General features: G+C 68.7%; 25 protein-coding genes. 11 read left to right on the top strand and 14 right to left on the bottom strand.

All coding sequences use genetic code 11. From position 1 onward, the window contains the following. Window positions 1-13: 13 nt before the first annotated feature. The 3 genes from KV397_RS04960 to KV397_RS04950 all read left to right on the top strand — a co-directional run bounded on the left by KV397_RS04960 (window position 14) and on the right by KV397_RS04950 (window position 3,001). A complete protein-coding gene (locus KV397_RS04960) occupies window positions 14-958 on the top strand; it encodes a quinone oxidoreductase family protein (RefSeq protein ID WP_261812304.1) in 945 nt (314 codons plus the stop codon). A 76-nt stretch (window positions 959-1,034) separates the two neighbouring features. Continuing rightward, on the top strand, window positions 1,035-2,021 hold the full coding sequence (locus tag KV397_RS04955) for a Gfo/Idh/MocA family protein (protein ID WP_261812303.1): 987 nt from the start codon (window positions 1,035-1,037) through the stop codon (window positions 2,019-2,021). A 2-nt stretch (window positions 2,022-2,023) separates the two neighbouring features. Next, window positions 2,024-3,001, top strand: a complete 978-nt coding sequence (locus tag KV397_RS04950) for an NYN domain-containing protein (protein ID WP_131491551.1) — start codon at window positions 2,024-2,026, stop codon at window positions 2,999-3,001. A gap of 25 nt (window positions 3,002-3,026) precedes the next feature. On the opposite strand, the gene KV397_RS04945 is transcribed toward KV397_RS04950, so the two are convergent. The 7 genes from KV397_RS04945 to KV397_RS04915 all read right to left on the bottom strand — a co-directional run bounded on the left by KV397_RS04945 (window position 3,027) and on the right by KV397_RS04915 (window position 10,976). After that, on the bottom strand, window positions 3,027-4,034 hold the full coding sequence (locus KV397_RS04945) for a sugar phosphate isomerase/epimerase family protein (RefSeq protein ID WP_256534780.1): 1,008 nt from the start codon (window positions 4,032-4,034) through the stop codon (window positions 3,027-3,029). Between the two features lie 43 nt (window positions 4,035-4,077). Then, entirely contained in the window at window positions 4,078-4,929 is an 852-nt protein-coding gene (locus tag KV397_RS04940; RefSeq protein ID WP_261812656.1) for a sugar phosphate isomerase/epimerase family protein, read from the bottom strand. An 81-nt stretch (window positions 4,930-5,010) separates the two neighbouring features. After that, complete coding sequence (locus KV397_RS04935; protein WP_407665275.1) at window positions 5,011-6,207, bottom strand: substrate-binding domain-containing protein; 1,197 nt, start codon at window positions 6,205-6,207, stop codon at window positions 5,011-5,013. Window positions 6,208-6,221: 14 nt separating this feature from the next. After that, window positions 6,222-7,259 (bottom strand): ABC transporter permease, encoded by a 1,038-nt coding sequence (locus KV397_RS04930; protein WP_131491547.1) that lies wholly within the window; start codon window positions 7,257-7,259, stop codon window positions 6,222-6,224. Further along, window positions 7,256-8,350, bottom strand: a complete 1,095-nt coding sequence (locus tag KV397_RS04925) for an ABC transporter permease (RefSeq protein ID WP_261812301.1) — start codon at window positions 8,348-8,350, stop codon at window positions 7,256-7,258. The genes KV397_RS04930 and KV397_RS04925 overlap by 4 nt, the downstream gene beginning before the upstream one ends. Then, a complete protein-coding gene (locus KV397_RS04920) occupies window positions 8,347-9,870 on the bottom strand; it encodes a sugar ABC transporter ATP-binding protein (RefSeq protein ID WP_153244531.1) in 1,524 nt (507 codons plus the stop codon). Before KV397_RS04920 ends, KV397_RS04925 begins: the two co-directional genes overlap by 4 nt. After that, complete coding sequence (locus KV397_RS04915) at window positions 9,867-10,976, bottom strand: Gfo/Idh/MocA family protein (protein WP_153244532.1); 1,110 nt, start codon at window positions 10,974-10,976, stop codon at window positions 9,867-9,869. The genes KV397_RS04920 and KV397_RS04915 overlap by 4 nt, the downstream gene beginning before the upstream one ends. 114 nt (window positions 10,977-11,090) lie before the next feature. Here KV397_RS04915 and KV397_RS04910 point away from each other — a divergent pair, with 114 nt between their 5' ends. Next, window positions 11,091-12,287 (top strand): ROK family transcriptional regulator, encoded by a 1,197-nt coding sequence (locus KV397_RS04910; RefSeq protein ID WP_261812300.1) that lies wholly within the window; start codon window positions 11,091-11,093, stop codon window positions 12,285-12,287. A gap of 31 nt (window positions 12,288-12,318) precedes the next feature. On the opposite strand, the gene KV397_RS04905 is transcribed toward KV397_RS04910, so the two are convergent. Together KV397_RS04905 and KV397_RS04900 are read right to left on the bottom strand one after the other, a co-directional pair. Next, window positions 12,319-13,449 (bottom strand): Gfo/Idh/MocA family protein, encoded by a 1,131-nt coding sequence (locus KV397_RS04905; RefSeq protein ID WP_153244534.1) that lies wholly within the window; start codon window positions 13,447-13,449, stop codon window positions 12,319-12,321. Beyond that, window positions 13,449-14,255, bottom strand: coding sequence for a sugar phosphate isomerase/epimerase family protein (locus KV397_RS04900; protein ID WP_261812299.1), 807 nt, complete (start codon window positions 14,253-14,255; stop codon window positions 13,449-13,451). The genes KV397_RS04905 and KV397_RS04900 overlap by 1 nt, the downstream gene beginning before the upstream one ends. A gap of 105 nt (window positions 14,256-14,360) precedes the next feature. Here KV397_RS04900 and KV397_RS04895 point away from each other — a divergent pair, with 105 nt between their 5' ends. The 3 genes from KV397_RS04895 to KV397_RS04885 are packed head-to-tail and all read left to right on the top strand — an operon-like array spanning window position 14,361 to window position 16,646. Next, complete coding sequence (locus tag KV397_RS04895) at window positions 14,361-14,978, top strand: TetR/AcrR family transcriptional regulator (protein ID WP_131491540.1); 618 nt, start codon at window positions 14,361-14,363, stop codon at window positions 14,976-14,978. A gap of 52 nt (window positions 14,979-15,030) precedes the next feature. Next, the gene (locus KV397_RS04890; protein WP_153244536.1) at window positions 15,031-15,666 is read left to right on the top strand and encodes a DUF4166 domain-containing protein; all 636 of its coding nucleotides are present in this window, start codon (window positions 15,031-15,033) and stop codon (window positions 15,664-15,666) included. Continuing rightward, window positions 15,663-16,646, top strand: a complete 984-nt coding sequence (locus KV397_RS04885; RefSeq protein WP_134351838.1) for an epimerase — start codon at window positions 15,663-15,665, stop codon at window positions 16,644-16,646. The genes KV397_RS04890 and KV397_RS04885 overlap by 4 nt, the downstream gene beginning before the upstream one ends. On the opposite strand, the gene KV397_RS04880 is transcribed toward KV397_RS04885, so the two are convergent. The 3 genes from KV397_RS04880 to KV397_RS04870 all read right to left on the bottom strand — a co-directional run bounded on the left by KV397_RS04880 (window position 16,643) and on the right by KV397_RS04870 (window position 18,229). Further along, window positions 16,643-17,032: a PLDc N-terminal domain-containing protein gene (locus KV397_RS04880; protein ID WP_134351840.1), complete on the bottom strand. Its 390-nt coding sequence runs from the start codon at window positions 17,030-17,032 to the stop codon at window positions 16,643-16,645. The genes KV397_RS04885 and KV397_RS04880 overlap by 4 nt on opposite strands. Before the next feature lie 70 nt (window positions 17,033-17,102). Then, window positions 17,103-18,032 carry an aldo/keto reductase gene (locus KV397_RS04875; protein ID WP_261812298.1) on the bottom strand — a complete coding sequence of 310 codons (930 nt, stop codon included), beginning with the start codon at window positions 18,030-18,032 and terminating at the stop codon, window positions 17,103-17,105. 29 nt (window positions 18,033-18,061) lie between these two features. Continuing rightward, window positions 18,062-18,229 carry a helix-turn-helix domain-containing protein gene (locus KV397_RS04870; protein ID WP_261812297.1) on the bottom strand — a complete coding sequence of 56 codons (168 nt, stop codon included), beginning with the start codon at window positions 18,227-18,229 and terminating at the stop codon, window positions 18,062-18,064. 157 nt (window positions 18,230-18,386) lie between these two features. On the opposite strand from KV397_RS04870, the gene KV397_RS04865 reads away from it, so the two are divergent. From KV397_RS04865 to KV397_RS04855, 3 genes are read left to right on the top strand one after another with little or no spacing between them, the layout of a single operon-like run. Then, window positions 18,387-18,761: a helix-turn-helix domain-containing protein gene (locus tag KV397_RS04865; protein WP_231554939.1), complete on the top strand. Its 375-nt coding sequence runs from the start codon at window positions 18,387-18,389 to the stop codon at window positions 18,759-18,761. A 45-nt stretch (window positions 18,762-18,806) separates the two neighbouring features. After that, window positions 18,807-19,202 (top strand): ImmA/IrrE family metallo-endopeptidase, encoded by a 396-nt coding sequence (locus KV397_RS04860; RefSeq protein WP_047519094.1) that lies wholly within the window; start codon window positions 18,807-18,809, stop codon window positions 19,200-19,202. A 20-nt stretch (window positions 19,203-19,222) separates the two neighbouring features. Then, window positions 19,223-19,825 carry a GNAT family N-acetyltransferase gene (locus tag KV397_RS04855; protein ID WP_261812296.1) on the top strand — a complete coding sequence of 201 codons (603 nt, stop codon included), beginning with the start codon at window positions 19,223-19,225 and terminating at the stop codon, window positions 19,823-19,825. A gap of 3 nt (window positions 19,826-19,828) precedes the next feature. On the opposite strand, the gene KV397_RS04850 is transcribed toward KV397_RS04855, so the two are convergent. Continuing rightward, on the bottom strand, window positions 19,829-20,032 hold the full coding sequence (locus KV397_RS04850) for a hypothetical protein (protein WP_131491533.1): 204 nt from the start codon (window positions 20,030-20,032) through the stop codon (window positions 19,829-19,831). 90 nt (window positions 20,033-20,122) lie between these two features. Here KV397_RS04850 and KV397_RS04845 point away from each other — a divergent pair, with 90 nt between their 5' ends. Next, the gene (locus KV397_RS04845) at window positions 20,123-20,734 is read left to right on the top strand and encodes a flavodoxin family protein (protein WP_232763743.1); all 612 of its coding nucleotides are present in this window, start codon (window positions 20,123-20,125) and stop codon (window positions 20,732-20,734) included. Here the strand turns inward: KV397_RS04845 and KV397_RS04840 are convergent. Beyond that, window positions 20,706-21,242, bottom strand: coding sequence for a GNAT family N-acetyltransferase (locus tag KV397_RS04840; RefSeq protein WP_261812295.1), 537 nt, complete (start codon window positions 21,240-21,242; stop codon window positions 20,706-20,708). The genes KV397_RS04845 and KV397_RS04840 overlap by 29 nt on opposite strands. Window positions 21,243-21,247 lie beyond the last annotated feature (5 nt).

Below are 21,247 nucleotides of genomic sequence, written 5' to 3'. Positions count from 1 at the left end.
ATAGCCTGGGGACATGGCTCGCGCGATCGTGTACACCGAAATCGGCTCCCCGGACGTCCTGCACCTGATCGAGATCCCCGACCCGGTCGCGGCCCGCGGTGAGGTCGTCGTGCGGATCGAGGCGGCGGGTGTGAATCCGATCGACGCGAAGCTCCGCGGCGGCAAGCGGCCCTCTCCGCCGATCACCGAGCCGCGTCCGGTCGGCTTCGACGGCGCCGGGGTGATCGAGGTGCTCGGCGAGGGCGTCGACGATCTCCGGGTCGGCGACCGGGTGGCGATCCGAGACGGGCACGGCACGTACGCCTCCGCGCTCGCCGTCCCCGCGGAGCACCTCGCCCCTCTTCCGGACGCGGTCACGATGGCCGAGGGCGCCGCGATCGGCATCCCGGCAGGAACCGCCTACCAGGCCCTTCGCTCTCTCGATGTCGTCGCCGGCGACGTGCTTCTCGTGCACGGAGGCTCAGGGGCGGTCGGGCAGGCCGCCGTGCAGTTCGCCGTCGCCTGGGGCGCGACCGTGATCGCGACCGGAAGCCCTGCCCGCCACGACCAGCTGCGCGAACTCGGCGCCCTCCCCGTGGCCTACGGCGACGGGCTGATCGACCGGATCCGCGACACCGCCCCCTCCGCCGTCACGGTGGTGCTCGACTGTGCCGGCACCGACGAGGCGATCGAGACGTCCCTCGCGCTGGTGTCCGACCGCGACCGTATCGCGACGATCGTTCGAGGACCGGATGCCGCGTCGTTCGGCATCCGCGCCTTCTCCGGGGGCTCACCGGTGCCACTCACCGACCAGGAGCTCGCGTGGCGCGCCGAAGCGCTGCCTCAGACGATCGCGCTCCTGGAGACCGGGGACTTCACGGTCGAGCTCGGACCGCAGTTGCCGCTCGCCGAGGCGGTGCGGGCCCATGAGCTCCTGGAGTCCGGCGCCGCCTCCGGAAAGATCATCCTGGTGCCGTAGGCGGGCCTCTGTCGATCGGAGCGCATGCCGGCGAAGAATGCGGCATCGCGTCCGCGGCACCCCGTACGCTGAGACCATGACAGGTCTTCGGTGGGGAATCCTCGCGACCGGCGGTATCGCCGGCGCATTCGCGTCCGATCTGCGAACCGCGGGGCTCGACCTCGTGGCCGTCGGATCCCGCTCGCAGGAGTCGGCTGACGCCTTCGCCTCGCGCTTCGACATCCCCCACGCCCACCCCTCGTACGACGCTCTCGTCGCCGACCCCGACGTCGACATCGTCTACGTCTCGACGCCGCACCCGATGCACCACGAGAACGCCCGGCTCGCACTCGAGGCCGGCAAGCACGTGCTGGTCGAGAAGGCGTTCACCCTGAACCGCGCCGAGGCCGAGGATCTGCAGGCGCTCGCGGCCGAGCGGGGACTGCTCGTCATGGAGGCCATGTGGACGCGCTATCTGCCGCACATGGTGCGCATCCGCGAGCTCATCGCCGAGGGCGCCCTGGGCGACGTCCGCGCGGTCAGCGCGGATCACACCCAGCTGCTGCCCACCGACCCGGCGCACCGGCTCAACGCCCTCGAGCTCGGCGGCGGTGCCCTGCTCGATCTCGGCATCTATCCGATCTCCTTCATCTGGGACATCCTCGGCGCTCCGACCAGCATCCGCGCCGTGGGCAGGCTCATCGACACCGGCGCCGATTCCGAGGTCGCGACCGTGATGACACATGAGGGCGGCGCGGTCTCCACCAGCCTCTCGTCGTCCCGGGCGGCAGGCCCCAACGTCGCGAGCATCCTCGGCACCGCGGCCCGCATCGACATCGACACGGTCTGGTACAGCCCGACCACGTTCCGCGTGATCCTCCCGGACGGCACCGTGCAGGAAGAGTACGTCTCCTCGGTCACGGGCCGCGGCATGCAGTATCAGGCTCATGCCGCCGAGCGCCTGGTGCGCGACGGGATCCTCGAAGGCGACATCCTGCCGATCGCCGAGAGCGTCGCGATCATGGGCGCGCTCGACGAGATCCGTGCGCAGATCGGCGTCCGCTACCCCCGTGAGGAGGCCTGATCATGGCCGAGACCACCGATGCCCGCGTCGCCGTCTATCTCGACTTCGACAACATCGTCATCTCCTGGTACGACCGCGTGCACGGGCGCAACGCCTACGGCAAGGACCGGCAGCGCATCACCGAGAACCCGAACGATCCGGAGGTCGTCGACCGTCTCGGCCGCGCGATGATCGAGGTCGGGGCGATCATCGACTACGCCGCGTCTTTCGGCACCCTGGTGTTGACGCGCGCATACGCCGACTGGTCGTCGCCGGTGAACGCCGAATACCGCTCTCAGCTCGTGGCCCGCGCGGTCGACCTCGTACAGCTCTTCCCTGCCGCCGCCTACGCCAAGAACGGCGCCGACATCCGGCTCGCCGTCGATGCGGTCGAAGACATGTTCCGGCTGCCCGACCTCACGCACGTCGTGATCGTGGCGGGTGACAGCGACTACGTGCCGCTCGCGCAGCGCTGCAAGCGGCTCGGTCGCTACGTGATCGGGGTCGGCGTGTCTGGCTCGACCGCGAAGTCGCTCGCGGCGGCCTGCGACGAGTTCGAGTCCTACGACTCGCTGCCCGGAGTCGTGCGCCCCGTCAAGACCACTCCCCCGCCTGTCGCGGCGAAGGCAGAAGCCGTGGTCGAGGCCACCGCCGATGCCGCCGACACCGCCGAGGCGAGCACCGATACGGCCAAGGCCAAGACCCCGCGCCGGGCCAAGTCCAAGGCGGCGGCCCCTGCTCCGACGAAGATCGATGAGCAGGGCGAGGCGACGCAACTGCTCGAGCGCGCCCTCCGCCTCGGTCACGACAAGGCGGACGCCGACGAATGGCTGCACAGCTCCGCAGTGAAGACGCATATGCGCCGCATGGACCCGTCGTTCAGCGAGAAGGCGCTCGGCTACCGGTCCTTCTCCGACTTCCTGAAGTCGCGCGACGACATCGCCGAGCTGGAGGAGACCGGACACGAGCGTCTGGTCCGCCTCCGCGAGCCCGCCGTCTGACAGCGCACGGGCTCCGCCGGGTTCGTCACTGGTTGCGAAACGCCGCGTCGAAAGACGCCGCAGGAGGCGGCCACAGCAGGGAGCGCACGAAGCCGAGTGCTTCGGCCGCTCCGTGCAGACGATCCATCCCGGCGTCCTCCCACTCGATCGAGATCGGACCGCCGTAACCGATGGCGTCGAGGGCACGGAAGGCGTCCTCCCAGGGCACATCCCCGTGCCCGGTGGAGACGAAGTCCCATCCCCGTCGCGGGTCGCCCCACGGGAGATGCGAGCCGAGCACCCCGGCCCGACCGTTGTGCGGTCTCATCCGGGTGTCCTTGCAGTCCACGTGGTAGATGCGGTCCGCGAAGTCGACGATGAACCCGACCGGATCGACGTTCTGCCACATCATGTGCGACGGATCCCAGTTGAATCCGAACGCCTCACGGTGATCGATCGCCTCGAGAGCACGCACACTCGACCAGTAGTCGTAGGCGATCTCCCCGGGGTGCACCTCGTGCGCGAACCGCACGCCCTCACCGTCGAAGACGTCGAGGATCGGATTCCACCGTTGCGCGAAATCCTCGAACCCGCTCTCGATCACGGAGGCCGGCACCGGCGGGAACATCGCCACGTAGGGCCAGATCGATGAGCCGGTGAACCCGACCACCGTATCGACGCCGAGCTTGCGTGCGACGCGGGCCGCGCGCTTCATGTCCTCGGCCGCGCGTTGCCGCACCCCCTCTGCATCACCGTCGCCCCACACGTGATCGCGCAGGATCGCCTGGTGACGAAAGTCGATCGGCGCATCGCACACCGCCTGTCCGGCGAGATGATTCGAGATCGCGAAGACCTCGAGTCCGTGGCGGTCGAGGATCTCCTTGCGCGAGGCCAGGTAGGCGTCGTCCTCGTCGGCTCGGCGCAGATCGAGGTGGTCCCCGGAAGCAGCGACTTCGAGACCGTCGTAGCCCCACCCCGCCGCGAGACGCGCGACCTCCTCGAAGGGCAGATCAGCCCATTGGCCGGTGAACAGGGTGACCGGGTGGCTCGTCATGGATACTCCTTCGTATCGTTGCGGGCGTGTCGCGTTTCGGTGGTCAGGCTCCGAAGGCTCGGAGCGCGGCGATACTGCGGGACGCGAGTTCGTCCTGGCTCGGGGCGAGTGGCCGCCAGACGGAGGCGGCGACCGCGATCGTGACGTTCTCGCCGGTGAAGCTCTCCAGTCCGAGCGGACCGCGATAGTCGGCGTCGTCGAGCGCCTGAAGAATGCCCGGCCAGTCGGCGTGGTCGTCACCGACGGCGCCGCGGTCGGTGCCGCAGACCTGCACGTGCGCGATCGCCGACCCCGCAGCGCGGATCGCATCGGCCGGCTGCTTCTCCTCGATGTGGAGATGGTAGGTGTCGAGCGCGAGACCGACACCGGCGCCGAGGAGCGGGCTGAGCGCGTCGAGGCTCTGCTCGACCGTGTTGAGCACACTCGTCTCGTAGCGGTTCAGAGGTTCGACGGCCAGCGTCACTCCCCTGTCGGATGCCTCGTCAGCGACCACCGCGAGGTTCTCGCGCACCTCGGCGACCACCGCGCGGCGCTCATCGGCGTCCATCCGCCAGGCGACTCCGGTCGGCGCGTAGAACGGTCCGGCCACCACGTCGGCGCCGACCGTCGTCGCCGCCGCGATACACGCACGAAGATAGTCCTGAGTGGCCCCGACATCGCCGACGCGGGCGACCAGCGAGCGACCGGGCCCCATTGCGCCGACCACGATCGCACCGAGTCCCCACGCGTCGAGCACATCGCGAGTCCGCTCAGGGTCCCAATCGCCGACGTTCTCGAGCGGCAGCTCCAGAGCGTCATAGCCGAGGTTCGCGGCTTTGCGGGCGAGTGGTTCGAGAGTCGCATCCGTCAGCGGAGACGTCCACACCCAGGTGTTGACGGCGATCGTGCGGGGCATCGTTGTCCTCTTGCTCATGACCGTGCTCTCCCACCCTCCCATTCCGCGGGTGCGGAGCGGAAGGGCGGGAGAGCACATCGGTTACGGGATCTGCCGTTCCTGCCAGACGGTGGGGTAGCCGGGAAGGTTCTCCCCGCCGAACTTGGCGTAGTGGCCGTCGGGCATGCCCTCGTTGGCTTCGAGGTAGTCGTCGAGCTCGGGCGCCGTGATCGGCTTCTGCGGGAGCACCCACTCCTTCGGGACCTCTTCACCGGCGAAGATCATCTTCGCGGCGAGGAGCGGGGTACGCCACTGGAAGTTCGAGTACACCGGGGCCAAGCCCGTGAGACCCGTGTCCTTCCACTTGCGCAGGAAGCTCATCTCGTCCTCACCCGTCATGACGGGGTAGTCCGCACCGGCATCTTCGAACGCCTCGATGGCCGCGACCGCTCCGTCACCGGCGTCCATCCAGATGCCGTCGACGTCTCCCTTGGCCAGCTCGTCACTGATGATGCTCTTGATCTCGGCCGGGTCCGCGCCCGTGAAGTGGTCCACAGCCTCGATCCCCGCCTCGTCGAACAGCTTCTTCGCACCAGCCCAGCGGTGCTCGAGCACGTCCACACCCGGGAGGATGCGCAGTGCCACGACCTTGTCGCCCTCTTCGAGGTTGTCGATCAGGAACTCGGCGGTGTCGATACCCCAGGCGAAGCCGCCGATCGGGTGGATGAAGGTGACAGGGCAGTCGGTGTTGACGCCGCGGTCGAAGACCACGACCGGCTTGCCCGTCTCACACGCCCGCTCCACGGCCGGGGTCATGGCCGCCGTGCTGTTGGGCGAGATCAGGAACACGTCGCAGTTGCCCTCGGAGATGAAGTAGTCGATGTCGGCGATCTGCGTGTCATCGGAGTCCTGCGCGTCGCGCGTCTCCATCTCGCTGATCGCTCCTTCGGCCTGCAGCGCCTTCAGCTGTTCGTTCATCGTGATCCAGCCGGTCTGACGCCACGGATTCGAGATCGACGCGTTGGCGAAGCAGGCCTTCTTGGCCCCCTCGGCGGCGAACTCGGATGTGTCGACCATCTCGGCGTTGATGTACTGCAGATAGGGTTCGTCGGCGGGTCCCTGCGGATCGACGCCGCGCTCCTCGTCCTGCTTGTCGAAGAGCTCCTGATCGAACCACTCCGTCGTCTCCGCTGCCGCATCAGGGTTCTCCGAGTCGGCCGGCGCCACGGACGGGTCGGTCGTGCACCCGGCGAGCGCGATGAGGCCGAAGAGAGCCACCCCTGCGGTGGCGATCTTCATTGATCGTCGCATTGCTAATCTCCTCTGGTTTCTGTGTGGATGGTGCTGGTGGAAAGGGGTTCTGCGGGAGGGACATCGGAAGACTGCGGACTTCGTCGCCGGCGGGCACGGAACGCGACGGCGGAGTAGGCGACGGCGGCGATGATGATGACGCCCTGGACAGCGTCTCGGAGCGTGGACGGGACCCCTGCGATGTTGAGCAGCATGAACAGGGCCTCGAGGGCGAAAGCTCCGGCGACGGCACCGACGATCCAGCCGCGACCGCCGCCGAGGACCACTCCGCCGAGCACGACCGCCGTGATCGCCGTGAATTCGTAGCCGCGACCGACCGACGGGTGCACACCTGCGTAGCCGACGAGGAGTACCGCCGACAGCGATGCCGACAGCGACGAGATGATGAAGGCACGCGTCGTCGCCCAGGCCCGACGCGCACCGGCGTAGTCGACCGCGACCGCGTTGTCGCCGACGGCGATGAGCGTCTTTCCCAGCGGACGCTTCGTGATCCAGATGCCCAGCGCCAACCAGACGATCAGCAGCAGCACCGCCCACGGGATGAAATCGAGGAACGGCACGTCGCGGATCCCGCCACGACCGATCTCCCGGAAGCTGTCGGCGGGATTGCCCGTGGCCGCGCCTCCCGTCCACCACATGACCCCGCCGAGGAGGGCGAGCATCATTCCGAGGGTGACGATGAACGAAGGCACCTTGAGCCGGGTGGTGATCAGCCCGTTGACGATCCCGACGGCCACGGCGAACACGATCATGAGCAGCAGCACCGGAATCGTGCGGGCGTCGTCCTGCCCGACCAGATTCCCGGCGATGATGACCTGTGCCGTGATGAGCGATCCCTGCGACAGATCGAACTCGCCGGCGATGATCACGAAGTACTGGCCGATCGCGACGATGGCGATCGGTGCGACCCGCTGGAGGAACCGCATGAACTGTCCCGGTTCGGCGAAGCTCGGGTTGAGGATCGTGACCGCCACGAGCAGGATCGCCAGCAGCAGGAACACCGCCCCACGGGGGCTGACGAGTGTGCGCAGCGTGTTCATGCGCGCCCTCCTTGCGACGCGGAGCCGGCATCGGGAGTGGTCTCGACGAGCTGCGATGCGGCCGCGGCCATCTCCGCGTCCGCAGCCTTCGCGGCGTCATCACCGCCGGTCCGTGTACCACCGGCGCCGAATCGCGGGCGCCGTCGGATGATCGAACGACGGCTGTACACGGCGACGGCGGCCACGATCACGATGCCGCGGACGACATCCTTGAAGAACGGATTGACCTGCATCACGCTCATCACGTTGTCGACGACGGCCAGGATCGCGACGCCGCCGATCGTGCCCCAGACCGAGCCGCGCCCGCCGAGCAGGAGCGTGCCGCCGAGGACGACCGCCGCGATCGAGAGGAGCGCGTAGCCACCCTGCTGGCCCACCGTGGGGCTGCCGACGCCGAGCCGGCTGGCGAGGAGCAGACCCGCGAGTCCCGCGAAGACCGAGCACAGGACGTGGGCCCAGATGAGCGGCATCCGCGTGCGGACTCCCGAAAGTCGGGCGATCTCGGGGTCGCCGCCGACGGCGAAGAGGTGGGCGCCGGTGCGGGTGCGATTGAGCAGGATCCACACCACCACGGCCAACGCGATCATGATGAGCGTCGAAACCGGGATCGGGCCGAGTCCGGTGGCGCCGATGAGCTGGAAGGCCCACGGGACGTCGCCTGCCGAGCCCTCGAAGTTCGTGTTCAGGATGCCCTGCAGGATGAGACCGACGCCGAGAGTGGCGATGAAGCCGTTCACCTTGAGGACGGTGACGATGAGACCGTTCGCGAGCCCGATGCCGGCGCACACGAGGAGCGTGACGACCACAGCGAGAGGGATGTTCCCCGGGTTGCCGTTCATCGTCGTGGCCGCCAGCAGGCTCGACAGGCTGATCACGTAGGTGACGGAGAGATCGAGCGATGCACCGATCACGACCAGCGTCTGCCCGATGGCCACGAGCCCGAGGACGCTCATCCCGGTCAGGATGTCCCGGATGTTGCCGGGACTGAAGAAGTTTCGCCCCACCGTCGCGACGAGGATCGCACCGATGATGAGCACGAGCAGGAGGATGGCGAGGACGATGACGGTCGAGTCGACCCGGAGACGCTTCATCGCGTACCCCCGTCCCCTGCGCTGTCGGAATCACTCGCACCCGTCGCCGCCCCGAGGATCTCGTGCTCCGCAGAGCCCGCAGGGAGTTCGGCGACGAGCTCGCCGTCGTGCATCACGAGGATCCGATCGCTCATCCCGATGACCTCCGGCAGTTCGCTCGACACCATCAGCACGGCCTTCCCCTGCGCTGCGAGTTCGCGCATGAGCTGGTACACGGCGTATTTCGCCCCCACATCGATGCCGCGGGTCGGTTCGTCGAAGAGGACGATCTGCGGTTGGGTGAGCAGCCACTTCGCCAGCACGACCTTCTGCTGGTTGCCGCCCGACAGGAAGCGCACTTCCTGATCGACGCCCCGAGAGCTGACTTCGAGCGAGGTGAGGACACCGGGCACCTCGCGACGGGACGCCGTCGTCCGGCCCGCGAAGACGCTGCGCACGACCAGAAGGGCGTTGTCGAGGACCGATTGGCCGAGCGCGAGCCCCTGCGCCTTGCGATCCTCGGACACGAGGGCGAGTCCGGCGCGGACCGCAGCCCGCGCACCGGTGATGCGTGCAGGTTCCCCGTCGATCCGCATCGAGCCCCGGGTGAACGCCTGGATGCCGAAGATCCCTTCCACGAGTTCGGTGCGACCGGACCCCTGGAGACCGGCGATGCCGACGATCTCCCCGGCACGCAGCGTGAGCGACACCCCGTCGACGTAGGCGTTGCCGCAGCCGTCCAACTCGAGCCGTGGCCGACCCACGACCGTTCCCTCGAGCGCATCGGGGAAGTACGACTGGATCGACCGCCCGACCATGCGCCGGACCAGTTCATCGGTCGTGAGTGCCGCGGTGTCGTCGGTCGAGACGAGAGCACCGTCCTTGAGGATCGTGATGCGGTCGCAGAGATCGAAGATCTCCTTGAGCCGGTGCGACACGTAGATCACGGCGACCCCGCGGGAGGTGAGCCGGCGGATGATCGCGTACAACAGCTCGACTTCGCGGTCGCTCAGCGCGGCGGTCGGTTCATCCATCGAGATGACCCGGGCGTCGAAGGAGAGCGCCTTGACGATCTCGACGATCTGCTGTTCGGCGACGGTGAGGGAACCGACGCGAGCGGTCGGCTCGATGAACGAGACGCCCAGGTCGGTCAGCAAGGCCTCGGTCCGCGTGTGCATCTCCCGCTGGTCGACGAAGCCGCCGCGGCGGGGCTCACGCCCGAGATAGACGTTCTGCGCGACGGTGCGCTCGGGCAGGAGCGTGAACTCCTGGAAGACCGTCACGATGCCGGCATCCATCGCCTGTCGGGGGTGTGCGTGGTGCACCTCTTCTCCGCGATACGAGATCGTCCCCCCGTCGGCCGGCTGCACCCCCGCGATGATCTTCATGAGGGTCGACTTCCCCGCGCCGTTCTCCCCGACGAGGCCGTGCACCTCTCCGGGCCGCACATCGAAGTCGATACCGCTGAGCACTTCGACGCCGTAGAACGACTTGCGGATACCCTCCACCCGCAGCACGGGGTCGGTCGTGGTCGCGATCATGCCGTCACCTCCACCCATCGTCCGCCCTGCGCCGCCGAGTCGAGCACCGCTTCCGTCAGCACCGCCGACCGGAATCCGTCGGCGAACGTGGGGAGTCCGTCGGGCTGTGCACCGGCGATGGCCGCATAGACGTCGGCGACGAAACCGTTGAAGGCGTCCTGATAGCCCATCGCGTGGCCGGCGGGGACCCGCTGGAGTCGCGCCGAGTCGGCGACGGATGACGCGGGGTCGCGCAACAGCGACCGGGATTCCTCACGCATGCCGATCCAGAGCTCCTCGGGTCGTTCCTGCTCGAAGCGGAGGGTCTGCTGCGAGCCGTGGAGTTCGAGGGTGAGGGCGTTCTTGCGGCCTGCCGCCATCTGCGAGATGAGGAGCGTGCCCAGGGCACCGGACTCGGTCTCGACGAGAAGGGCGACGATGTCCTCGGTGTCGACCGTCTGCCCCGATCGCTCGGAGAACACGCGTCGGGTGCGGGCGCTCAGCGTGCGGATCCGCTCGCCGGCCACGAACTCGACGAGATCACACAGGTGCGAGCCGATGTCTGCGAAGGCTCGGGACGCACCCCCGGACTCGGAGCGCACCCGCCAGTCGTCGTCGCTCGGCAGGAGCATCCAGTCTTGAAGATACGAGCAGTCGAGGGTGAGCAGGTCACCGGCGTCACCGCGGGCGATCCGCGCTCTCGCCTCGCGCACCATCGGGTGGTAGCGGTAGATGAAGGGCACAGCGGCCACTCGACCCCGAGCCTGGGCGGTCTCGGCGAGAATCCTGGCGTCCTGCGCGGTCGTGGCGAGCGGCTTCTCGCACACGACGTGCTTCCCAGCGCGGAGTGCCCGGAGCGCGAGGTCGGCATGTGTGGCGTTCGGGGTGCAGATGTGGACGACGTCGATGTCTGTGGCCTCGAGCACGCCGGCCGCATCGCTCTCCGCCCTCTCCGCGCCGAGGGCGTTCGCCGCATCGCGCCCTCCGGCCGCGGATCGGGTGGCGACCGCGCGCAGTTCTCCTCCGGCGTCGCGGGCCGCGGTGCGATGCACGCGGGCCATGAACCCTCCGCCCAGGATCCCGGTTCGGATCGTCCCGAGACCGGTGTCAGTGACATCCGTTGTCATGTCGCCGATTCTGACACAGAGCTTCCAACTTTTGCTACCCCATCGTCAAAAGTCGTAGAACCCAAATCAGAAGCCGATCGCCGAAAGGCCGAAGTGCTGTGGTTTACTGACGCCATGGTTGACGTTCTGAGGCCGGCTCCGGCGATCTCCTCCGGTGCGGGCGAGATCTTCCAGATCCTTCGGGACGGCCATGCCAGAACCAAAGCCGAACTCGCCGCGCTCACCGGACTCGCGCGCTCCACGGTCGCCCTGCGCGTGGATGCGCTCCTCGCTGCCGGGCTCCTGCGTCCCGCCGGCGAGGCGGCATCGACCGGAGGACGCCCGCCCGCCCGAGTCGCCTTCAACCCCCGTGCCGGTCTCGTCCTGGCCGTGGACCTCGGCGCGACGCACGCCACGGTGGCCGTGGCAGATCTGGCCGGGGTCATCCTCGACTCCCGCACGCGCACGATCGACATCGGCGACGGGCCCGAGAGGTTGCTCGACACCATTCTCACCGATGGCGGCGAACTCCTCAGGGCCACGAGCAACGAGGGACTCCCCCTGGTCGGCGTCGGCATCGGGGTGCCCGGACCGGTGGAGCACTCCACCGGTCGACCGACCAATCCGCCGATCATGCCCGGATGGGACCGATTCGACGTTCCGGCCTACGTGCAGCGGACTTTCGACGTGCCGGTGCTGGTCGACAACGATGTGAACATCCTCGCTCTCGGCGAGCAGGCGACGAGCTGGCCACAGGTCGACGATCTGATCTTCGTGAAGGTGTCCACCGGTATCGGTGCCGGCATCATCGCGGGTGGTCAGCTGCAGCGCGGCGCGCAGGGTTCCGCGGGCGACATGGGGCACGTCCAGGTCCCGAGCGGTGCCGGATCGACCCGCGAGCCGGATGACGACCGCGACCTCGAGGCGCTCGCCAGCGGGTCCGCCCTGGCGATCGCCCTCCGTGCGGAAGGACTCGATGCCCACAGCCCCGCGGATGTCGTCGCCCTCGTGCGATCGGGGAACACCTCAGCGATCGAAGCGACGCGTCAGGCCGGCCGTCATGTGGGCGAAGTCCTCGCCACCGTCGTCAACCTCCTGAACCCGTCGATCATCGTGCTGGGTGGCAGCATCGCACGCGCTGGAGAGCATCTCCTCGCCGGCGTCCGAGAGATCGTCTATCGTCGGTCGATCCCCCTCGCGACCCAGCATCTGGCCATCGTGCAATCGCAGGCGGGTGATCGCGCGGCTGTGTTGGGCGCCGCGATCATGGTCGCTCGGGAAGTCCTCTCGCCGGCGAGCGTCGACCGCTACGTGGCGGCGAAGGCGCGGTGACTCGCACCGTCGCCGCCACGGGCGGTGCCCGTCAGAGCGTGGCTTCGAACGGATCGAAGTCCGCGGCGAGCGCACCGACCTGACCGGCGGAGCTCTCCACGGAAACGAAGCTGCGCGATGCCGCGGCCTCCTCGATCGACAGGAGCGTGTCCAGCACGTGGTAGCCGAACTCCCCCGTGGCGACGTGCGGGCGACCGGCGGCGATCGAACGCGCCATGTCGAGCAGCCCGAGGCCGCGCCCGGAGAGCACGCCTTCCTGCGCGACGTCGATGACCTCTTGCTGGACCGGCTCCGGGGGGACGAACAGGCGGGTGAGCGGTCGGGTGATCGTGATCGCGCCACCGAACGTGTTGGGATCGGGGATCACGATCGTGCCCTCGGTGCCGGTGATCTCGACGATCCCCTGTCGCAGCAGCGGCGAATCGGTGCTGTACAGGCTCTGCGCCTGACCGCCCTGCTCGAAGTCCATCAGGACGCTGAGCGTCGAGGGGATCTCGACCGGGAACTCCTGACCGGCGAGCTCGCCGACCTGAACGCGACGCGTCGGCGATCCCTGCAACCCGAGAGCCGCGACCGCGGCCACCGAGCCGAAGACATGCACGAGCGTCGAGACGTAGTACGGCCCCATGTCGAGCAGGGGCCCGCCGCCCTTGGCATAGAGGAACGCCGGATTCGGGTGGAAGATCTCCGGCCCCTGCCACTGGAACGTGGTCTGGCCGAACAACGGTCGCCCGATGTCACCGCGCGCGATCGCCCGTTTCGCGGTCTGCACTCCCGGGCCGAGCACGGTGTCCGGAGCCACGCCGACCCGAAGGCCCGCGGCCTGCGCCCTCTCGAGCAGCCGACGGGACTCCTCCCGGCTGACCCCGATCGGCTTCTCGGTCCAGACGTGCTTGCCCGCGGCGATGATCGCCTCGGAGACCTCGACGTGCGACGCGGGGATCGTGAGATTGACCACGATGTCGATGTCGGGGTCGTCGAGCACCACGTCGACCCCACCGAAGCGCGGGACCCCGTACTTCTCGGCCTGCGCCTTCGCCCGCTCCTCGAGGAGATCCGCCACCGCGAGGACGCGGACGTCCGGGAACATGGTGAGGTTCGACAGGTACTGATCGCTGATGTTGCCGGCACCGATGATGCCGACACCCACGGGGCCCGCCATCAGCCGGCGACCTTCTCATCGAGGTAGACCCGGCTGCGCTCGATCGCGTCGAAGAGCTCCCCCTCGTAGTGGTCGAACTCGACGATGGCGAGCTCGAGCGCCGGGGCCGCAGCGATGGCCTCGACCAGCGGCACGGCGCCGTCCCCCGCGGCCACCTGGTCGGCGGGCGGGTACGCACTGGCGAGCGCCGGGTCGAGGGTGCCGTCCTTCGCATGCACCGCGATCACCCGGTCCCCCAGACGCTCGAGCAGCGCGACCGGGTCGACGCCACCGCGCGCAACCCAGTAGAGGTCGACTTCGAGGACCACGCGCTCATCGAGGAGTCCGGCGAGGACCTCGAGCCCGGTGACGCCGTCGAAGACCGCCTCCAGCTCGTGAGCGTGGTTGTGGTATCCGACGCGGACGCCGACACCTGCACCGATCTCGGCGGCCACGTTCAGCAGCCGTGCGGTCTCCTCGATCTGCTCGACCGACTCCCAGCGCGCGGGCTCGGTGTAGGGATCGATGACCGTGCCCATGCCGAGCACCTTCGCAGCCTCGAAGACCTCGGCGGGAGTCGGGACCGGCACCGTGGTGCCGCTGCCATCCGGATTCACGAACGACTCCGAGGCGAGGAACGCGTGCCCCGACGGCGCGGTCAGGCCCGCGGCCGAGAGCGCCGCGGCGAGGGGCTCGGCACGCCGGACGAAGTCGTACGGCTCGACGGCGGCGAAGCCGCGAGCGGCGACGGCCGTGAGCGAACCGTCGAGGTCGGCCTCCAGCTCGTCCTTGATGGTGAACAGCTGGAGGGAGGTCTGGATCGTCATCGTCGTGCTCCTTCGGTCTTCGGCGACGGAGGGGTCGCAACCCCTGGCAGGCACGCTATCACCAAATACCTCCACTCGGAAGTTTTGGTTCGCTAGACTCCTCTCATGGCCGCCGATACGCCCGAGCGCTCTGCGCCTCCCCGCCCGCGCGGCGCCTACGCCAAGGGGATCGCTCGACGACAGGAGATTCTCGATCGCGCCATCGAGGTCTTCGCCGAACGCGGCGCCGACCGCACGAGCCTGCGCGCCATAGCCCGTGAAGTCGGGGTCACGCACGCCGCCCTCACGCACTATTTCGGGTCGCTGGAGGAGCTCCTCGTCGCGGTCTACGAAGAGAGCAACGCGCCGGGTCGGCAAGCCGGCTCCCCGCCGGAAGACGCGACACCGGTCGAGATGATGATCGAGTCGGCGCGCATCAACCGCGCCATCCCGGGACTCGTGCAGCTGTACTCGACGCTCGTCGCCTCGGCGCTCGAAGAAGGACACCCCGCTGCTCGCACGTTCGCCACGGGGCGTTTCGCGCGGCTCCGCACACGGCTCGCTGAGACCGTCCGACAGCAGCAGGCGGAAGGGCGGATTCGCGCGGATGTCGACGCGGACGCCGTCGCCGCACTCGTCGTCGCCGCGTCCGACGGCCTGCAGACGCAGTGGTTGCTGGACGAGTCCGCCCCACAGCACGAAGCGCTCGCGCTCCTCGACCGCCTGCTGCGTCCGACAGACTGAACGCCCGGAGCCGTCGGACGGGACCCGCCGACCATCGAGTTAGGCTCGAGGGGTGACGTTCGTGCCGCAGTCCCCGTACGCCCGGGCGCTCGGTGAACGGATCGACGAGCTGCACCCCCGCCTGCGCTCCTACTTCGCCGCGATCCCTGACGGCGCGGTCGGCATCGGCGAGGGCGTGTTCCAGCGGGTCGGCACTCCCCGTCGCTGGCTCTGGCCTCTGCTGCGGCCCCTCGAACACCGCGGCGTGGTCGCCTCCGGGTGGGAGCACGACGTGCCTTTCCACATCGAGAACCGCACGGTCGCTTCACGCGCCATCGGGGAACGCACCTTCCGTTTCGCCCGAGGAACGTGGGTGATGCGCGATGCCGTGGCCCTCACGCAGCGCGGACGCGTGGTCGACGAACTCGGAGAACCGGGCCTCATCGCCGCATGCTTCGACGTCGAGACGAAGGACGGCGCCCTCCGGCTCACCAGCACCGCGGTCGGGGTGCGTCTCGGACGGCTCCGGCTTCGCATCCCGCGCCTGATCTCGCCGACCGTCCGACTGACCGAGCGCTTCGACGACGCCCTCGACCGCCAGCGTGTGAGCCTCACCGTCCACGTTCCCCTGATCGGCCGCGTGTACGAGTACCGGGGCCACTTCCACTATCGCGTCGAGCCGGCCACCACGAAGGAGCAGAACGCATGAGCACAGACGACATCGGCGCGGGACGGGTCGTCATCGGCGGGTCCACGGGGTTCATGGGGACCTATCTGGCTCCGCGCCTCCGCGCTGCGGGTCGCGAGGTGGTGACGATCTCGCGCTCGGGCGCCGACATCCGGTGGGGTGACCAGGTCGAGATCGATCGCGCGGTCGACGGCGCGACCCTGGTGATCGGCCTCGCCGGCAAGAGCGTCAACTGCCGCTACACCCCCGAGAACCGCGCGGAGATCTTCCGCTCACGACTCGACACCACCGCCTCCTTGCGCACCGCGATCGCGCGGGCCACGACGCCTCCCCCGCTGTGGGTGAACTCCTCGACCGCCACGATCTACCGTCACGCCGAGGACCGCCCGATGACCGAGTCCGCGGGCGAGATCGGCACCGGCTTCTCCGTCGAGGTCGCGAAGGCGTGGGAACAGGCGCTGTTCGCCGAAGAGCTCCCGGCCACACGTCGGGTCGCTCTGCGCAGCACGATCGTCCTCGGTCACGGCGGCGTGCTCGAGCCGTTGAAGACCCTGACACGCCTCGGCCTCGGCGGTCCGCAGTACGACGGGCGCTGGCCGGTGAGCGCCGCTCGCCGCGCGGCAGGAACGGGACACTTCCCCGGGGCACGCCGCGGTCGTCAGCGCTTCAGCTGGGTGCACATCGAAGACGTCGCCCGCATCATCGACTTCCTCGAGCGGACGCCGGCACTGGAGGGACCGGTCAACGCGGCCGCTCCGCATCCCGTCGACAACGTCGAGTTCATGGCGACCGTGCGCCGCGTGCTGGGCGCTCGGATCGGTCCGCCGATGCCCCGCTGGATGCTGGAGCTCGGCGCCATCGGCATCCGGACCGAGACCGAGCTGGTCCTGAAGAGCCGATGGGTGCTCCCCGAGAAGCTCACCGCCGCCGGGTTCGAGTTCCGTCACCCGCAGCTGGAGGAAGCGATCCGCGAATCGTTCGACCGCCCGCACGCCGCCTAGGAGGTCGAGCCGACGGATCCTGACGGGGCTTCGCCGTCGCGTCGGCGCTTCTCGATCTCTTGCCGAAGACGCCATTCCTCGATCTCACGGTCGAGATCGGCGATCTGCTCCTCCGTGGTCCGCCGATCCACCGGCGGGGCCGGTCGCACATCGGTCTGCGGCGAGGACCTTTCCGCTCGCCGCATCCGCGGGATCGGGATGCCCGAATCGCCGTACTCGCGGCCGATCGCGAACCACAGTGCGCTTCCGATGAGCGGCAGCAGGATGACGATGATGATCCACACCATCTTCGGCAGGTGCTTCACCTGAGAGTTGTCGCGGGTGATGATGTCGATCAGCGCACCGATCATCAGGGCGATGACGAGGAGCGAGAACAGGAACGGCATGAACTCAGGGTAGACGACGCCGGGCCGTCTCGCCTCGCCGGCTACCGCCCGGATCCCCTGCCTCGTACGGCTACGGAAGCAGGTGCCCGGCCGCGCGGAACAGTTCGTACCACTCGGGCCGCGTGAGCACGAGGTCGGCACCCGCCGCCGCCTCCTGCACCCGCTGCGGCGTCGTGGTCCCGAGCACGACCTGCATGCCGGCCGGATGCCGGGTGATCCACGCGGTCGCGATCGCGATCGGTGTCACGCCGTGCGCTGCCGCGAGACGATCGATCACGGCATTCAGCTCGGGGTACTCGGGGTTGCCGAGGAAGACACCGTGCGAGAATCCGTCCTGGAACGGCGACCACGCCTGGATCGTGATGCCGTTGATCCGGCAGTACTCCACGAGACCTCCGCCGTCGCGGACGACGCTCTGCTCGTGGCCGGCCATGTTCGCCGCCACCGGTTGCGCGAGCAGGGGCGCATGGGTGAGCGACAGCTGCAACTGGTTCGCGACCAGCGGCTGCCGGACTGCCGTGCGGAGAAGGTCGATCTGCCGCGGCGTGTGGTTCGAGACGCCGAACGCCTTCACCTTGCCCGCGGCTTCGAGGTCGTCGAACGCGCGGGCGACCTCGTCGGGTTCGACCAGGATGTCGGGGCGGTGGAGCAGCAGCACGTCGAGACGATCGGTGCGCAGCGCCGCCAGCGACCCCTCGACCTGACCCACGATGTGCTCGTAGGAGAAGTCGAACATGCCCTGCGCCGGCACGATGCCGCACTTGGTCTGCAGCACGATCTCGTCGCGCTCGGATGCGCTGAGCTGCAACGCGTCTGCGAAGCGCGCCTCGCAGTGGTGCATGCTCCCGCCGTAGATGTCCGCGTGATCGAAGAAGTCGATGCCCGCGTCTCGCGCCGCCGCGTACAGCGTCCGGACGTGCGCATCGTCTTTGTCGTGGATGCGCATCATGCCAGCGATGACGGCGGGAGCGGTGGCGGATCCGAAAGGCACGGTCTTCATGCGGACCACGCTACTCCGCACGACCGACTTCACCCATCGTCAGCGGCCGACGCCGGCAGAAGCGCGGTCACCGTCACCTCCAGCACCTCGGCGATGGCCGCCAGATCGACCACGGTGAAGTCCGCCTTCGCGTGGAGCAGATTCGCCAACCTGCTCGTGCCGATCCCCGAGCGATGCGCCAGGTCTGCGAAGGTCACGCCGGCGTGCAGACGCGCTCCTTCCACTTCGTATGCCAACAAATGACGCAGATCTGTCCCCATACGCCTACGCTACCGCTCCGCACGGACACTCACCGCCGCCGAGTGAACCAGAATGGCGGCATTCTGGCTTCGGAGCGCTGCTATCGTGAGCCGGGTGAAGACAGCTGCTGAGGAGTTCAACGAAGCCGTGGGCCGCCAGATGCGCGCGGAGATCGCCGCCTCCCGGAGCAGCATCGCCGCGATGGCTCGCGGGATCGGGATCGCACGCAGCGCCCTCGACAACTACGTCACCGGCAAGCGCGCGATCCCCGTTCCGGTGGTCTACTCCGTCTGCGCCACGCTCGGTGTCGATCCGCACGTGCTGCTCGCCCGTGCGGAGGAGCGACTCCGCGCGGACGGCGAACCCACCGCCCGCATCACGCCGCTCCGCCGCACACCCGATGTCACCGGTCCACGCGAAGATAGCCGCGAAGTCGCCTTCGAATCCCGCGTCCGCCACGACGCCGACTCGGACGACCTCTACGACTGATCCGGCCATCAGGGGCCGGCACGGACCGGGACGAGGAGGAGCATCATGCAGCACCTCGTCCGCCTCGCCGAGGAGCGGCGGTTGCGCATCGTCGAACGCCCTGGCCGTACCCGGGGAGGCTTCGACCCCGAGACACGCACGATCCGTCTCGCGCCGGGGATGAGCAGCCGAACGATGCGCAGCGTCCTCGCGCACGAACTCGGCCACGCCCACCTGGGGCACCGTCCCACTTCGGCTCCCGTGCTCCGCGCACAGCAGGAACGTCGCGCCGATGAGTGGGCGGCGCGCCAGCTCATCACCTCGCGCGCCTACGCCGAGGCCGAAGCTGTCCGCGGCCCGCACCTCGCCAGCCTCGCGTTCGAGCTGGGCGTCACGGTCGAGCTGGTCGCCGCGTTCCAGCGTTTGCTGAGCGAGGGCGCCGTCCCGCTCGCAGTCTCCTGACGCGCTGATTGAATATCCTCATGGCCTTCCTCGTCGCTCCCGCCCCCGTCACCCTCACCGGAGAACTCGTCGAGCTTCGTCCGCTCGCACGCTCGCACGTCGACGGACTCACCGACGCGGTGCAGGAAGGCGACCTGTGGAAGACGGCGTGGTACACCTCGGTTCCCGCGCCGGATGGGGTCGCCGCCGAGGTCGAGCGGCGGATGGGGCTCATCGACAAGGGCGAGATGGTGCCCTTCACCGCCTTCGACGCCGCCGGCCGCGTCCTCGGGCTCACCTCGTACTACGACATCGTCGCGGATGTCCCACGGCTGCACATCGGTTACACCTGGAATCGGCCATCGGCGCACGGGACCGGCACGAACGCGGAGTCGAAGCTGCTGTTGCTCCGTCATGCGTTCGAGTCGCTCGGGGCGTTCCGCATCGGGCTCACCACGCAGTGGGTGAACTTCCAGTCCCGCGCGGCCATCGAACGACTCGGGGCCAAACAGGACGGCGTGATGCGCGCGATGAGCCGCTATCGCAACGGCGCGTTGCGGGACAGCGTGGAGTACTCGATCATCGAGCCGGAGTGGCCCGCCGTCAGGGCGAACCTCGAAGCGAGACTCGCCAAGCGGCGGTGAGGATCACTCGGTGGGGTTGCCCGACCAGTTCTTCGAGCGGCGGGTAGCCGAACCGCCCTCGCGGAGCATGAACGCCATGGCCAGAGTCACCAGCAGGAGGCCGCCGCAGAACGCGAGCGCCTGGAACGCCGGTAGCCCGAACGAGATGCCCAGCAGCAGGATTCCCCCGATGAAGAGGATCATGAAGAAGAGGAAGCTGAGGATCACGGGATCTCCTGTCGTCGGTGCCGTTTACCAGGATAGCCCGGACACGGGAAGCCCCTGTGCACCCGCCGTGGATTCTGGTCTGCTCGGAGCATGAAGACACCACTCTCCGCGGTCGCCGTCTCCTGCACGCTGAAGCCGTCGCCCGCTGCCTCCAGTTCCGACCTCCTCGCGACCCAGGTGCTCGACGCCCTCGCCGCGCATGGCGTCACCGGCGACCTCGTCCGCGCGGTCGACCTCACCCTGAGTCCCGGCGTGGAGAAGGACATGGGCGGCGACGACGAGTGGCCGAGCATCCGACGGCGTGTGCTGGACGCCGATATCCTCGTCTTCGTCACCCCCACCTGGATGGGACAGCACTCGAGCATCGCACAGCGCGTGCTCGAGCGGCTCGACGCTGAGCTCGGCGAGACCGATGCCCGCGGCAGGCCGACCCTGTTCGACAAGGTCGCCGTGGCCGGCATCGTGGGGAACGAGGACGGGGCTCACCACATCGCGGCGATCCTGTTCCAGTCCCTGAACGACGTGGGTTACACGATTCCCGCCCAGGGCTCGGTCTACTGGAATGGCGAGGCCATGCACACGACCGACTACAAAGACCTGGAGGAGACTCCGGAAAAGGTCGCGTCGGCGATCAGCACGGCCGCGCGCAACGCCGCCCACCTCGCGAGGGCGCTCAAGGCCCAGGAGTATCCGGCGGGCTGACCTCTGACGTGCTGGTGAGTGGCAGGGCCCACTCGTTCATGGTCAGCTCCGCGCCGCGGAACTGCCCTGTGACGGTCCCCGCCAAGGTGAAGCCGTTGCGTCGGCAGACCCCGTTCGACGCAGCATTCCCTACCTCGGGGAAGGCAGTCAGGAAGCGCCGGCCCGCTCGATGCGCACGAGCGTCGTCGACGACGAGCGCCAAGGCGTTCGACGCCACCTCTCGTCCTTGCGCTTCGGGCAGGACGAACCATCCACTCTCCAGTGCCGGCTCCTTCCGCCACTCCACGTGCCAATGTCCGATCGATCCGAGCGCCGAGCCCCGGGCATCCTCGATCACGAACATCCGCGCCTCACCGGACTCGACCAGACGCAGATAGCGGGCGTGGCGCTCCGCAATCTGGTCTTCGGTCTCCGGGCCGCCCAGGTGATCGGTCATCGCCGGGGTGTTCGCGGCGTGCAGCAGATCGAGGTCGTCTTCCGACCAGAGCCGGAGTCGCAGATGATCCATCCTTG

Source organism: Microbacterium aurugineum (genome assembly GCF_023101205.1).
In the GTDB taxonomy this organism is placed as follows: Bacteria; Actinomycetota; Actinomycetes; order Actinomycetales; family Microbacteriaceae; genus Microbacterium; species Microbacterium aurugineum.
This window is presented reverse-complemented; position numbering and strand designations above follow the sequence as displayed.